Below are 13,126 nucleotides of genomic sequence, written 5' to 3'. Positions count from 1 at the left end.
TTGAGGCATGGAGACCGGGACGGGGTCGGGGCCAGGGGGAACCACGGAGGAGCGCCACGCGCCGCCCGTGTGGACCGGGCTGCCGCGCGGAGTGCTGACCATGCGCCGGATGCTGCTCGTGGTGTGGCTGGTGCCGCTCGCGGTGGCGCTCGGCGTGCTGCTCGGGCTGTTCGCGGGGCCCGGGTGGGCGGCCTTCGCGGCGCTGCCGCTGGCGCTCGCGGCCTGGGGCTGGGTGCTGCTCGGACGCAACTGGCGGTCGTGGCGGTACGCCGAGCGGGCCGACGACCTCCTCATCAGCCGGGGCGTGCTGTGGCGCGAGGAGACGATCGTGCCGTACGGCCGCATGCAGCTCGTCGAGGTCACGTCCGGCCCCGTGGAGCGGTACTTCGGCCTGGCCGGCGTCCAGCTGCACACGGCCGCCGCCGCCACGGACGCCCGCATCCCCGGCCTCGACCCCAAGGAGGCCGAGCGCCTGCGCGACCGCCTCACGGAGCTCGGCGAGGCCCGATCGGCGGGGCTGTGAGCGGGGCGCGGGAGCGGGAACAGGACGACGCGCGGGCGCCCGCGCGCGTGCCGCCGTCCGCGGCGGACGACCCGGCCCGCGAGGCAGCGCCGCCGCCCGACGGCGTACCCCACCCCACCGACGCACCGACGCCCCCCGAAGCCGCAGCGCCGCATCCCGGCAGCGCACCGCCCGCCGAAGCCGGGCCGCACCCGGAATCCTCCGTACCGCCACCCTCCGAAGACGTACGGGAGCGGCGGCTGCACCCCGTGACGCCCCTGCGTCGCGCGTGGGCGCCCGTCGCGATCCTCGTCGGCTGGGCCTTCCACGACCCGGACGGCACGCAGCGCCGCCTGTCCGAACTGACCACGACGACGCTCGCCCTCGGCGCCACGGCTGTGGTCGTGGGCGGCGCCCTGTACGGCTTCCTGAGCTGGTGGTTCACGCACTTCGCCGTCACCGACACGGAGTTGCGCATCCGCACCGGGCTGCTGTTCCGGCGCACCGCGCACATCCGGCTCGACCGGATCCAGGCCGTCGACGTGACCCAGCCGCTCGCGGCCCGTCTCGTGGGCGTGGCCAAGCTCAAACTGGACGTCGTCGGCACCGAGAAGAAGGACGAGCTGGCCTACCTCGACGAGAAGCACGCCGCCGCGCTGCGCGCCGAACTGCTCGCGCGGGCGGCCGGTTTCGCCCCGGAGACGGCCCGCGAGGTCGGCGAGGCGCCGGTACGCAACCTGCTGCACGTGGAGCCCCGGATGCTTGCCGTGTCGCTGCTCCTGACCGGCGCGCCTTGGGTGCTCCTGGTGGCCGCGCTCGTCGTCCCGACGTTCCTGTGGCTGATCACGCACAACGCGTGGACGGTCATCGCGACCGCGCTGCCCATGCTGGGCGGCGCGTTCGCGAGCAGTGTGGGCCGGTTCATCGCGGAGTACGACTGGCGGGTGGGCGAGTCGCCGGACGGCCTGCGCATCGACCACGGGCTGCTCGACAAGGCGCACGAGACGGTGCCGCCGGGGCGCGTGCAGACGGTCCACGTCGTCGAGCCGATGCTGTGGCGCCGCCTGGACTGGGTCCGGGTCGAGCTGGACGTGGCCGGTTCGTCCAACAGCGTGCTGGTCCCGGTCGCCCCGCGCGCACTCGCCGAGTCGGTGATCGCCCAGGTCCTGCCCGGGGCCCGGGTCCCGGCGGCGAGCGAACTCTCCCGCCCGCCCAAACGCGCGGCCTGGTGCGTCCCGGTGTGGTGGCACGGCTACGGCCTCGCGGTCACCGACGCGGTCTTCGCAGCCCGCCACGGCCTCCTCCGCCGCCGCCTCTCCCTGGTCCCGCACGCGAAGGTCCAGAGCGTAAGGCTGGCCCAGGGCCCTTGGGAGCGCTTCAAGGACGTCGCCGACGTCAAGGTGGACACCGGGGCCAACAAGACGGTGACAGCACGGCTACGGGGCACGGCGGAGGCCACAGAACTCCTGCGCGCCCAGGCGGAACGGTCCCGGACGGGGCGACGGGAGGCGTTGCCGGATCGGTGGATGGTGGGTGGGGTGGGGGGTTGAGGGGCGCGGGTGCGGGTGCGGGCGCGGGGCGACTCCGGCACGCGGGCGCGGGGCGACCCCGGCACGCGGGCGCGGGGCGGCTCCGGCACGCAGGCACGCAGCGACCCCGGCACGCAGGCACGCAGCGACCCCGGCACGCAGGCACGCAGCGACCCCGGCACGCAGGCACGCAGCGACCCCGGCACGCAGGCACGCAGCGACTCTGGCACGCGGGCACGGGGCGGCTCTGGCACGCGGGCACGGGGCGGCTCTGGCACGCGGGCACGGGGCGGCTCTGGCCGTAGGGCGCGTGGCACTACCAACGCCCGGCGGTGCTAGGCGACTCTGGCCCGCAGGCGTGAAGCGACTCCGGCCGTAGGACACGTGGCACCACCAACGCCCGGCGGTGCGAGGCGGATCTAGCCCGCAGGAACACAGCCGCTCCGGCCCGCAGGCACGCGGCACCACCAACGCCCCGCAGCGCGCCGCGTCCTACAGAAACGGGTCGGCGGAAGGCGCACGGCAACTCGGCGACGCGGGCACACGGGCACGGCTAGGGCGTTTCTGACGGCTCTTGAAACCGTCAGATGGCTGTCACGGGTGTGGGCGCCGGGGCGAGCAGCACCTCGCGGGGCAGCTCCCGTTGCGCCGACGATCTCCCTGGCGGCCGACCAAGAACCATCAGAAGCGCCCTAGGGCTGAACGGTGCGCCGCGTCCTACAGAAACGGGTGGGCGGGTGGGAGATCGGCCGTCGCGCAGCGGCGGTCGGGGGAGGGCGCACGGCAACTCGGCGACGAGGCCACGCAGGACCACCAGCGCCGGACGGCGCCCCGCGTCCCACAGCGACGGGCGGGCGGGTGGGGGAAAGGCCGACGCGCAAGCGGCGGTCGGCCCAGGGCGCCCCCGGCCAGGGGAACGCTACGCGCGCAGTGCGGTGCGCAACCCCTCGACGTCGATCTGCTCCGTCTCGTCGTGGGCCGTCAGGTCGATGACCTGGCCGACCCCCCGCTCGGCGTCCGTCGCCGCGTCCGACGGCCTGAACTCGGCCTCGGCCTCGGCCTTGTGCACGGCGAGGGCCTCTTCGCCGACGACGTCAGCGAGGTCCTCGTTCTGGACGGATTCCAGGGCGGCCGGAGCCACACTCTTGGCGGACGTGCTCTTCGTACCGAAGAAGTCGAAGCCGCCCTCCCCGGCAGGCCGCCGCACCCGCGCGGGCGGCACCACGGCCGCCGCGGTGGGAACCGCGAAGTGACCGGCGACCGCACGCTCGTGCCCGTGCCCGTCGGCCGCCGCGGGCTTCCCCTGGCCGTCACCGCCGTCCACGTCGTCGGGGGCACCGGCGGCGTCGGAGGCATCGGCACCGTGGGAAACGTCGGCTACGTCGGCGACTTCACCGGCGTCGAGGCCGTCATCCGCAACCGCGGGCCCCGCCACGGTCGCCGCCCGCGCCAGCCGGTCGAGCGCGTCGTTGGCGCGCCCGTACAGCGAGGGCGTCGGACTGGCACCAGGGCGGACCGCCACGCGGGCGGTCCCGGAGGACTCCGGGGCCTCAGCGGGCCCCGCCACCTCGGCGGACGAAGCAGCCTCAGCGGGCGACGCACCCTCGCCGGACTCGACCAACCGCGCACCCTCAGCAGACTCAACAGACAGCTCAGCCTCGACCGACTCAGCCGAAGAAGCGGAATCCGCAGCCCCGTCCCCCGCCGCAGAAGCCCCCGCCTCGCCGCCGTCCCCCGCCGCCCCCGGCGGCAACGCCCGCGTAGGCGTGGTCGCCTCGATGGCCAGCAGTCGTCGTCCTTCGAGGGCGCTGGCGCGCTCGGTCTCCGCCGTCGCGTACCGCCGCAGCAGCGCCGCGTGCTCGTTGCGGAGGGCCGCGAGCTCGGCCCGCTTGGAGCGCAGCTTGCCCTCCAGCTTGGTGCGCAGTTCGCGCGACTCCTCGAGGTCGGACTCGGCCTCGGCTATCCGCTCGTCGTAGCGCCACTCGTCGCTGGCCCGGGCCCGGCCCAGCTCAGCGACCCGTTTGCCGGCCGCCCGGTCCCACTGACGCATGACGACGGAGCCGATGACGGCGCTCGCGGCCGCCGCGGCGGCGAGGCCGCGCAGCACGACTGGTTCCGAGAACATCCAGGCGCCGCCGGCGCAGACGAGGGAGAAGCCTGCGACCGCCGACGGAGGAAGCAGCCTGTGCAGTGGTGGGGAATGGCGGTGACGTCCACGTGGCATGGCCAGAAACTTACCGCGCGTAGGCGAAGTCTGGTGCCCCGCCCGCCAAATTCCCGGTACCCCCACCACAACTCCCCACCCCGCCGAGCCACTTCCTCTGGAAGCGTCACTCCATCTCCTCCGCGCGGATTCCGCAACCCGGCGCGCGCCGCTTCCGCATTCCGCCGCGAAGGCTCCGCGAGGGCCTGGAGTTCGGCCTGGCCCGGGACCGCGCGGAGCGCACCCCCGGGCCGTCCGCGGGACCTACTTCTTGATCAGCCCCTTCGACTCCAGATACTCCTTGGCGACATCCGCTTCCTTCTCGCGCTCGGCGTCGACCTTGCGGTTGAGTTCGATGAGATCGTCCGTCGTGAGGGTCTTGGTGACCTTGGCGAGGGCCGCGGCTATCTTCTTGTCGCCCGCCGACTTCTCGTTGACCACGGGAAGGATGTTGTCGGCGTTCTGGAGCTTCTTGTCGTCCTCCAGGATCACGAGGCCGAAGTTCTTCAGCGTCGCGTCGGTGGTCGTCGTCAGGACGAGCTGGTCGGTGCCGTTCTTCACGGCCTGCTTGGACTGGGTGGTGCCGACGCCCTTGGGGTCGATTCCGGAGACGTCGATGCCGTACTTCTTCTTGAGGCCGGGCGCGCAGAACGGCCGCGTCTCGCATTCGTCACCGGCGGCGATGCGGACCTTCTCGCCGGACTTTCCAAGATCGGAAAGCGTCTTGAGCTTGTGCTCCTCGGCGTAATCCTCGGTCACCGCGAAGGCGTTCTGGTCCACGGCCTCACCAGCCGGGAGTGCCTTCAGACCGCGCCCGTCGGCGAGCTTGGTGAGCTGGCCGTAGGTCGCGTCGAGATCGCTGGAGGCGACCGGCTTGGCGTCCGCGCCGTTCTTCTTCAGGTTGAGGAATTCCGTGAGCGTGGCGGCGTATTCGGGCGCCACGTCGATGGAGCCCTTCTTCAGCTCGGGCTCGTACACCTCGCGGTTCTGCACGGTCTTGACCGACGCGTCGTACCCGGCGTCGCGCAGGACGCCCGCGTACAGCTCGGCGAGGACCTTCTGCTCGGTGAACCGCGCCGAGCCCACCACGACCTTGCCCTTGCCGCCGCCGTCGGACCCCTTGTCGTCCTCCAGGCTGTCGCCGCCGCACGCGGTGAGACCCGCGGTCAGCGCCACGACGGCCGTGGCCGCCCCTGCCATCCGTCGCGCGCGACGCGTCCTGCTGTTCATCGGTGAACCACCATTTCGAGAGTTTCCACATCAAGCGTCAAGAAGGGCCCCGTCCCGAACAGGCGGAGCCGACACCGGCGGAGCCGCGCGGGCCGGAGCCCACAGACGGCGCCCCCCGCCACTCACTCGCTCACACGGGACCGCCCCCGCATCGGATCGAAGACCCACCCGGCGAGCACCAGCGCGCCCTCCACTGCCAGCGCGAGCAGCGCCACCAGGAAGGCGCCCGCGACGACCTGCGGGGTGTTCTGGAGGTTGAACCCGGCCGTGATGATCCGCCCGAGGCCCCCCTCCCCCGCCATCGCGGCGAGTGTCGCCGTGGCGACGACCTGCACGGCGGCCGACCGGACCCCGGTCATGATCAGCGGGTACGCCAGCGGCAGCTCGACGCGGGCGAAGAGCTGACGCCCGCTCATGCCCATGCCGCGCGCCGCCTCCACCACCGACCGGTCCACCTCGCGCATGCCGATGTAGGCGTTGGTGAGCAGCGGCGGCACCGCGAACAGGACGAGCGCGATCAGCGTCGGCAGGTCCCCGTGCTCGCCGAGCGGCGTGAGCGTGAGCAGGATCAGGACGGCGAGCGTGGGCACCGCACGGCCCACGTTGGAGATGTTCACGGCGAGCGCGCCGCCCTTGCCGATGTGGCCGAGCAGCATGGCGAGCGGCAGCGCGATCAGGCAGGCCACGGCGAGGCACACGCCGCTGAAGTACAGGTGCTCGGCGAGCCGGTGCCACACCCCCTTCTCGCCCTGCCAGTTGGCCGACGTGGTCAGCCAGTCGTAGGCACCGGATATCGCGTTCATACGGGCTCAGCCACCTTGGCCACGCTGTTGGCCGCGCCCGCCTTGCGCGCGAAGCGGCCCGGTCGTATTCGATGAGCTCGCGTCCAGGGCGTCAGGAGCCGCTGGAGGGCGAGGAGCAGCAGGTCGGCCGCGATGGCGAGCGCGACGCACAGCGCGGACGCGGTGAGCACCTGCGCCTTGAACTGGGTGTCGAGGCCGTCGAGGATCAGCGTGCCGAGGCCGCCGTAGTCCACGATCGCGCCGACGGTGGTGAGGGCGACCGTGGAGACCGTGGTGATCCGCACACCCGCGAGCAACGCGGGAAGTGCGAGAGGCAATTCCACTTCCCACAGCAGTCGCAGCGGTCCGTATCCCATCCCCTTGGCGGCTTCTCTGGCTTCATCGGGGACCGCCTGCAGGCCCGCGAGGATGTTCCGCACGAGGATCGTCAGCGAATACAGCACGAGGCCCGTGACGACCAGCGACGCCGACAGGCCGAAGAACGGCAGCAGCAGCGAGAACATCGCGAGCGACGGAATCGAGTACAACACCGTCGTCACGCCGAGAATCGGGGCCGCGAGGAAGCGCCAGCGCCGCGCGAGCAGCGCGAGGGGCAGCGCGACCGCCACTCCTATCGCCACCGAGGAAGCCGTGATCGCCACGTGCTCCACGGTCGCGTCGATCAATTCCTGGCTGCGGGAACGGACGTACTCCCCGCAGATCCAGTCGTTCGCCACCAGGCAGTCGCGCTTGCTCACCCGCCCCGCCTCCCCCGAAACCCCGTCACCATGCCCACCCGTACACGTGCCGAAAGCCACACGTTCCGCTGTCTGGCGACCCTAACCCCGAGCACTGACAATCTCCGAGACGCAGAGAGGCTCTTCGTACCGGCGCAACACGGCCTTCACAGAACACGCGCCACAATGGGGAATCATGATCCGGTTCGAGAACGTGACCAAGCGGTACGCGGACGGCACAACGGCCGTCGACGACCTGTCCTTCGAGGTGGGCGAGGGTGAACTGGTCACACTCGTCGGCCCGTCGGGCTGCGGCAAGACCACGACGATGAAAATGGTGAACCGGCTCATCGAGCCCACCGGCGGGCGGATATTCCTCGACGGCGACGACATATCCGGAATCGACCCCGTGCAACTCCGGCGCCGAATCGGCTATGTCATCCAGCAGGTCGGTCTGTTCCCGCACAAGACGGTCCTGGACAACACGGCGACCGTCCCGCACCTGCTCGGCGTGAAGCGCGCCAAGGCCCGCGAGCGCGCCGCCGAACTCCTGGACCTCGTCGGTCTCGACCCGGCGACCTTCGGCGACCGCTACCCCGAGCAGCTCTCCGGCGGCCAGCGCCAACGCGTCGGCGTGGCCCGGGCACTGGCGGCGGACCCGCCGGTGCTGCTGATGGACGAGCCGTTCGGCGCGGTCGACCCGGTGGTGCGCGAGCACCTGCAGAACGAGTTCCTCCGCCTGCAGCAGGCCGTCCGCAAGACCGTGCTCTTCGTCACACACGACATCGAGGAGGCCGTCCGCCTCGGCGACCGCATCGCCGTCTACGGCCACGGCCGCATCGAGCAGTTCGACACCCCTTCGACCGTCCTCGGCGCACCCGCGACCGAGTACGTCGCCGACTTCGTGGGCGCCGACCGGGGCCTGAAGCGGCTCTCGGTGACCCCCATCGAGGAGGGCGACCTGGAGCAGCCGCCCGTCGTGCACCTCGACGACCCGCTGCCCGCCGACCTCGATGCCCGCTGGGCCGTCGTCCTGGACGGCGAGAACAACCTGCACGGCTGGCTCTCCGCCGAGCACGCGCGCGTGGGCATCGGCACGGTGCGCGAGCACGCCCGCCGCATGGAGGCGTGGCTGCCGGTGGGCGCGAGCCTGAAGCAGGCGTTCTCGACGATGCTCCAGCACGACGCGGGCTGGATCGCGGTCATCGACGAGAAGAGCGAGGGCCGCTTCCTCGGCGTGCTGACCCCGGCCCGGCTGCACGAGGCGCTGCGCCGCTCGACGGCGGCGGACGCGCGGGACATCCCGCGCGAGGACGTGGAGCTGGAGACGGTGGCCTCGGTGACGGGGGCCTGATCCCCCGTCACCGTACGTACGACGTCACCGCACCCCTACGTACGAAGTCATCGCACCCCGACGTCATCGCGGGCCGGACGTCATCGCACGTCCGACCCTCCGGTCAGCCGTCCGCTCATCCACACCAGCGACGCCGGGATCTCACGGCGCCAGGTGTTGAAGTTGTGGCCGCCGCTCTCCAGGGTGATCGACGACACCCGGGTCGGTGCCTTGACCTTGTCGATGAACTTCTTGGTGTCCTTGTAGTTGCCCTCGCCCTTCTTGCTGGTGGTCAGCAGCAGGGAGGTCTTGGGCGGCGGCATGTGGTCGAGGTACCAGAGCAGGTTCGCGCGCTGCTCCAGGTCCTTGTCGCCGTGGAACAGGTTGCCGGTCGTGACGTCCTGCGCGGCCTTGTAGTACGCGGACAGGCCGACTCCGGCGGCGTACACGTCGGGGTGGTGCATGGCCAGCTTCAGGGCGCAGTAGCCGCCCGTGGAGTCGCCGATGATGCCCCAGCTGTCGGGCTTCTTGCCGACCCGGTAGTGGTCGGTGATGGCGTTCGGGAGGTCCTTGGCGAAGAACGTCTCGGACTGCGGGCCGCCGGGGATGTCCACGCACTCGGTGTCCCGGGGCGGCGCCAGGGTCGGCCGCAGCATGACCAGGATCATCGGCTGCATCTTGCCGTCCTTGGCCTGGCTGTGCGCCGTCTGCGGGTAGTGCAGGCCCTTGATCAGGGCTTCCGCGGTGCCGGGGTAGCCGGTCAGGACGGCGGCCGCGGGAAAGGTGCGGTGCTTGTACTGCGGCTGGAAGTACTCCGGCGGCAGGTACACGTACGCCGGGCTGGCGATCTTGGAGTGCCGGCCCTGGATGTCGATCTTCTGAATCTGGCCGCCCACGCGGGGGATGCCGCCGCCGGGAACGTCGACCGACTTGGTGTCGACCACCCGGACGGGCCCCTTCTCGCCCTTCATGGCGTCGTGGTCGACGACCACACCCTGTGCCGTCTCCTGGCCGAACAGGTCGGCCCAGGTGGCGTAGAAGCCGAAGGCCTGGTTGGTGGAGAGGCCGACCGACGCGAAGACGGCCAGTTGTGTGGCGAGCAGCAGTCCGACGCGGCCCGTGATGGCGCGCCAGGTGCGGCGTGCCAGCCGCGGCCATAGCCAGATCGTGCCGATGAACAGCAGCACGGCCAGCGCTACCGCAAGTGCCAGCACATTATTGCTCGTGAGACCCATGGGATGATCCTGCCTGCGCTTTCTGCCTGTTCTCTTCCCGGGGGCCGGTACGGGGGGTGGAACCATCGGCTCCGTGCGGGCGACGTTCCTTTTCCGCCAGCTTTCCACCGGTTTTCCGGCCGGGAGTGAACCCGTGTCCCCGAAGGACCGTCCTAGAGGGCGCAATATCACCGGACGCCACCTTTGGCACCGGATGGAAGCTCTCTCGCAGAACTACGGGATGCGATGTCTGTCAGGATAGATGGGGAAATGTCGGGTGTGGTTCCAGGAGGCAACGATGGCAGCGACCGGGGGCTGCGCCGGTTCTTCCGCGGCCCACGCCCCGAAGCCGTCCCGGTCCTCGCAGCGAGAATCTGCGCCCTCGTCGGACTGCTGAACATCGCGGCCGGTGTCTTCCCCCGCTTCCGGCGCAGTCGGCTGCACACCTTCGCGGAGGTCCTGCCGGGCGCGCTCGGCCCCTTCGCGGCCGCCCTCGCGCTGAGCTGCGGGGTGCTGCTGCTCCTGCTCGCGCACGGACTGCGGCGGAACAAGCGCCGGGCGTGGCGGGCCGCGGTGGTGCTGCTGCCCGCGGGCGCGGTGGCGCAGTTCACGTACCGGCACTCGTTCATCGGCGCGGCGATCTCGCTCGCGCTGCTCGCGCTCCTGCTGCGCCATCGCAGTGAGTTCGCCGCGCTGCCGGACCCGCGCAGCCGCTGGCGCGCCCTTGCCAACTTCGTGCTCCTGGGCGCCGGCTCCATCGCGCTCGGCCTGGTCATCGTCAGCGTCCACCCGGACAAGGTCGTGGGCGACCCGGGCATCGCGGACCGGCTCGCGCACGTCCTGTACGGCCTGTTCGGCTTCGAGGGGCCCGTCGGCTACACCGGCCGGACCTCCTGGACGGTCGGCTTCTCGCTCGGCGCGCTCGGCATGCTGACCGCGCTCACCACCATCTACCTGGCGTTCCGCCCCGAGCACCCGGCGGCGCGGCTCACCCAGGACGACGAGAGCCGACTGCGTGAGCTGCTCGTCAAGCACGGCGGCCGGGACTCGCTCGGCCACTTCGCGCTCCGCCGCGACAAGGGCGTCGTGTTCTCGCCCAGCGGCAAGGCCGCCGTCACCTACCGCGTCGTCTCCGGTGTGATGCTCGCCTCAGGCGACCCGATCGGCGACGTGGAGGCCTGGCCGGGCGCCATCGAGCGCTTCATGGACGAGGCCAAGGCACACTCCTGGACGCCCGCCGTCATGGGCTGCTCCGAGACGGGCGGCGAGGTCTGGACCCGCGAGACGGGCCTGGACGCGCTGGAGCTCGGGGACGAGGCGGTGGTGGATGTCGCGGATTTCTCCCTGTCCGGGCGCGCGATGCGCAACGTGCGCCAGATGGTCAAGCGGATCGAGCGCAATGGCTACGAGACGCGCGTGCGGCGCATCCGTGACCTCGGCGAGCAGGAGCTGGAGCGCATCCAGCGCGCCGCCGAGGACTGGCGCGGCACCGACACCGAGCGCGGCTTCTCCATGGCACTCGGCCGCATCGGCGACCCGAACGACGGCGACTGCCTGATCGCGACGGCCCACAAGGCCGACGAGCGGCCCGGACCGTACGGCGACCTGAAGGCCGTCATCCACTTCGTGCCGTGGGGCAAGGACGGCGTGTCCCTGGAGCTGATGCGGCGCGACCGCTCGGCCGACCCGGGCATGAACGAACTGCTCATCGTCGCCGCCCTGCAGGCCGCGCCGAAGCTCGGCATCGAGCGGATCTCCCTGAACTTCGCGATGTTCCGGGCGGCCCTCGCGCGCGGCGAGAAGCTGGGCGCGGGCCCGGTCCTGCGGGCCTGGCGCGGCCTGCTCGTGTTCCTGTCGCGCTGGTTCCAGATCGAGTCGCTGTACAAGTTCAACGCCAAGTTCCGGCCGCGCTGGGAGCCCCGCTTCGTCGTCTACCGCGCCAGCCGCGACCTGCCGCGGATCGGTTTCGCGACGATGCAGGCGGAAGGTTTCGTGACGTTCCACATGCCGCGCTTCCTGCGCCGTGCCACCGCGCAGCGCCGCCCCTGCCCGCACGAGTCGGCCCAGACCGCCGAGCGGGGGGTCCGCGCGGCGTAGCGGCCGTGCTCGCGGGCCTAGGCTTGAGGCATGAGTACGTTGCGCGGGCGGGGAACGGTCGAGGGTCTGCCTCAATGGGACCGCTGTGCGGTCATGGGGGTCGTGAACGTGACCCCCGACTCCTTCTCCGACGGCGGCCGGTGGTTCGACACCACGGCCGCCGTCAAGCACGGCATCGACCTGGTGGCCCAGGGTGCCGACCTGGTCGACGTGGGCGGTGAGTCGACCCGCCCCGGCGCCTCGCGCGTGGACGAGGACGAGGAGCTGCGGCGCGTCGTCCCGGTCGTACGGGGTCTGGCCGCCGAGGGCGTCACGGTCTCCGTGGACACCATGCGGGCCCGGGTGGCCCGGCAGGCCCTCGCCGCGGGCGCGGTGCTCGTGAACGACGTCTCCGGAGGCCTCGCCGACCCGGACATGGTGCCGTCGGTGGCGGCCGCCCAGGCGCCGTTCGTGGTCATGCACTGGCGCGGCTTCCTCGCCGACATCCACGCCCGCCCCGCGTACGAGGACGTGGTCTCCGAAGTCGTCGACGAGCTCCACGCGCGCGTGGCGGCCGCGATCGACGGCGGGATCGCCCCGGAGCGGATCGTCATCGACCCGGGACTCGGCTTCTCCAAGGACGCCGAGCACGACCTGGCGCTCCTCGCCCACCTGAACCGGCTGCACACGCTCGGCCGCCCCGTCCTGGTCGCCGCGTCCCGCAAACGTTTCCTCGGCCGGGTCCTCGCGGGCCCGGAGGGTGCCCCGCCGCCCGCGCGGGAGCGCGACGCGGCCACGGCCGCGGTGTCCGCGATCGCCGCGCACCAGGGCGCCTGGGCGGTGCGGGTGCACGAGGTGCGGGCCACGGCGGACGCGGTCCGGGTCGCTCGGGCCGTCACGGGCGCGGCCGGGGAGGCGGGCGCTCAGTGACGCACGCGCGAACGGATGTCGAGCAGGTCGAACTCGCCAACACCGCCTTCTACGAGGCGTTGGAACGCGGTGACTTCGACGGCGTGTCGGACCTGTGGCTGGACGCCGCGGACCTCGCCGACGCGGAGACGTACACCGGGGCGCCGGACGCGGGCGGCGACGCCGACGCGGACGACGAGGCCGACCCGGACGACGGCGGGGAAGGCCAGGGCGGCGCGGACGCGGCCGCGGAGGGCCCCGCGATCTCCTGCGTGCACCCCGGCTGGCCGGTGCTCACCGGCCGCGGCGAGGTCCTCAGGTCGTACGCGCTGATCATGGCCAACACGGAGTACATCCAGTTCTTCCTCACCGACCTGCGCGTCAGTGTGGCCGGGGACACGGCCCTGGTGACCTGCACGGAGAACATCCTCAGCGGGGGCCCGGCGCCGCAGGAGGGCGACGAGCTGGGGCCGCTCGTGGGGCAGCTCGTGGTCGCCACGAATGTGTTCCGGCGCACGTGCGACGGCTGGAAGCTGTGGTCGCACCACGCGTCACCCGTGCTTGCCGAAACCGGTGACGACGAGGACGACGAGCCACCCGCATGAGTGGTG

The 13,126-nt window shown here is 72.0% G+C and carries 11 protein-coding genes; 6 read left to right on the top strand and 5 right to left on the bottom strand.

The window, feature by feature from the left end:
- Positions 1-7 precede the first annotated feature (7 nt).
- On the top strand, positions 8-523 hold the full coding sequence (locus tag IE274_RS25020) for a PH domain-containing protein (protein ID WP_190118106.1): 516 nt from the start codon (positions 8-10) through the stop codon (positions 521-523).
- Positions 520-2,052, top strand: a complete 1,533-nt coding sequence (locus IE274_RS25015) for a PH domain-containing protein (RefSeq protein ID WP_229909782.1) — start codon at positions 520-522, stop codon at positions 2,050-2,052. The genes IE274_RS25020 and IE274_RS25015 overlap by 4 nt, the downstream gene beginning before the upstream one ends.
- 898 nt (positions 2,053-2,950) lie before the next feature.
- Here the strand turns inward: IE274_RS25015 and IE274_RS25010 are convergent.
- The 4 genes from IE274_RS25010 to IE274_RS24995 all read right to left on the bottom strand — a co-directional run bounded on the left by IE274_RS25010 (position 2,951) and on the right by IE274_RS24995 (position 7,004).
- Positions 2,951-4,156, bottom strand: a complete 1,206-nt coding sequence (locus IE274_RS25010; RefSeq protein WP_229909781.1) for a hypothetical protein — start codon at positions 4,154-4,156, stop codon at positions 2,951-2,953.
- Positions 4,157-4,498: 342 nt separating this feature from the next.
- Complete coding sequence (locus tag IE274_RS25005; RefSeq protein WP_190118104.1) at positions 4,499-5,464, bottom strand: ABC transporter substrate-binding protein; 966 nt, start codon at positions 5,462-5,464, stop codon at positions 4,499-4,501.
- 122 nt (positions 5,465-5,586) lie between these two features.
- Positions 5,587-6,267 carry an ABC transporter permease gene (locus tag IE274_RS25000; protein ID WP_190118103.1) on the bottom strand — a complete coding sequence of 227 codons (681 nt, stop codon included), beginning with the start codon at positions 6,265-6,267 and terminating at the stop codon, positions 5,587-5,589.
- Positions 6,264-7,004 carry an ABC transporter permease gene (locus tag IE274_RS24995; protein ID WP_190118102.1) on the bottom strand — a complete coding sequence of 247 codons (741 nt, stop codon included), beginning with the start codon at positions 7,002-7,004 and terminating at the stop codon, positions 6,264-6,266. Before IE274_RS24995 ends, IE274_RS25000 begins: the two co-directional genes overlap by 4 nt.
- Positions 7,005-7,179: 175 nt before the next feature.
- On the opposite strand from IE274_RS24995, the gene IE274_RS24990 reads away from it, so the two are divergent.
- The gene (locus tag IE274_RS24990; RefSeq protein ID WP_190118101.1) at positions 7,180-8,337 is read left to right on the top strand and encodes an ABC transporter ATP-binding protein; all 1,158 of its coding nucleotides are present in this window, start codon (positions 7,180-7,182) and stop codon (positions 8,335-8,337) included.
- Positions 8,338-8,417: 80 nt separating this feature from the next.
- Here the strand turns inward: IE274_RS24990 and IE274_RS24985 are convergent, their stop codons facing one another.
- Positions 8,418-9,551 (bottom strand): alpha/beta hydrolase, encoded by a 1,134-nt coding sequence (locus IE274_RS24985; RefSeq protein WP_190118100.1) that lies wholly within the window; start codon positions 9,549-9,551, stop codon positions 8,418-8,420.
- Between the two features lie 249 nt (positions 9,552-9,800).
- Here IE274_RS24985 and IE274_RS24980 point away from each other — a divergent pair, with 249 nt between their 5' ends.
- Genes IE274_RS24980 through IE274_RS24970 form a run of 3 tightly spaced genes read left to right on the top strand, consistent with a single transcriptional unit; the run spans position 9,801 to position 13,120 of the window.
- Positions 9,801-11,627: a phosphatidylglycerol lysyltransferase domain-containing protein gene (locus IE274_RS24980; RefSeq protein WP_190118099.1), complete on the top strand. Its 1,827-nt coding sequence runs from the start codon at positions 9,801-9,803 to the stop codon at positions 11,625-11,627.
- A 30-nt stretch (positions 11,628-11,657) separates the two neighbouring features.
- Positions 11,658-12,536, top strand: a complete 879-nt coding sequence (gene folP / locus IE274_RS24975) for a dihydropteroate synthase (RefSeq protein ID WP_190118098.1) — start codon at positions 11,658-11,660, stop codon at positions 12,534-12,536.
- A complete protein-coding gene (locus tag IE274_RS24970; RefSeq protein ID WP_190118097.1) occupies positions 12,533-13,120 on the top strand; it encodes a nuclear transport factor 2 family protein in 588 nt (195 codons plus the stop codon). Before folP ends, IE274_RS24970 begins: the two co-directional genes overlap by 4 nt.
- The last annotated feature ends 6 nt before the right edge of the window (positions 13,121-13,126 follow it).

This window comes from Streptomyces flavofungini (assembly GCF_014650815.1).
GTDB classification, from domain to species: Bacteria; Actinomycetota; Actinomycetes; order Streptomycetales; family Streptomycetaceae; genus Streptomyces; species Streptomyces flavofungini.
Note: the sequence above shows the minus strand (reverse complement) of the source record. Positions and strands in the feature narration are given on the sequence as shown.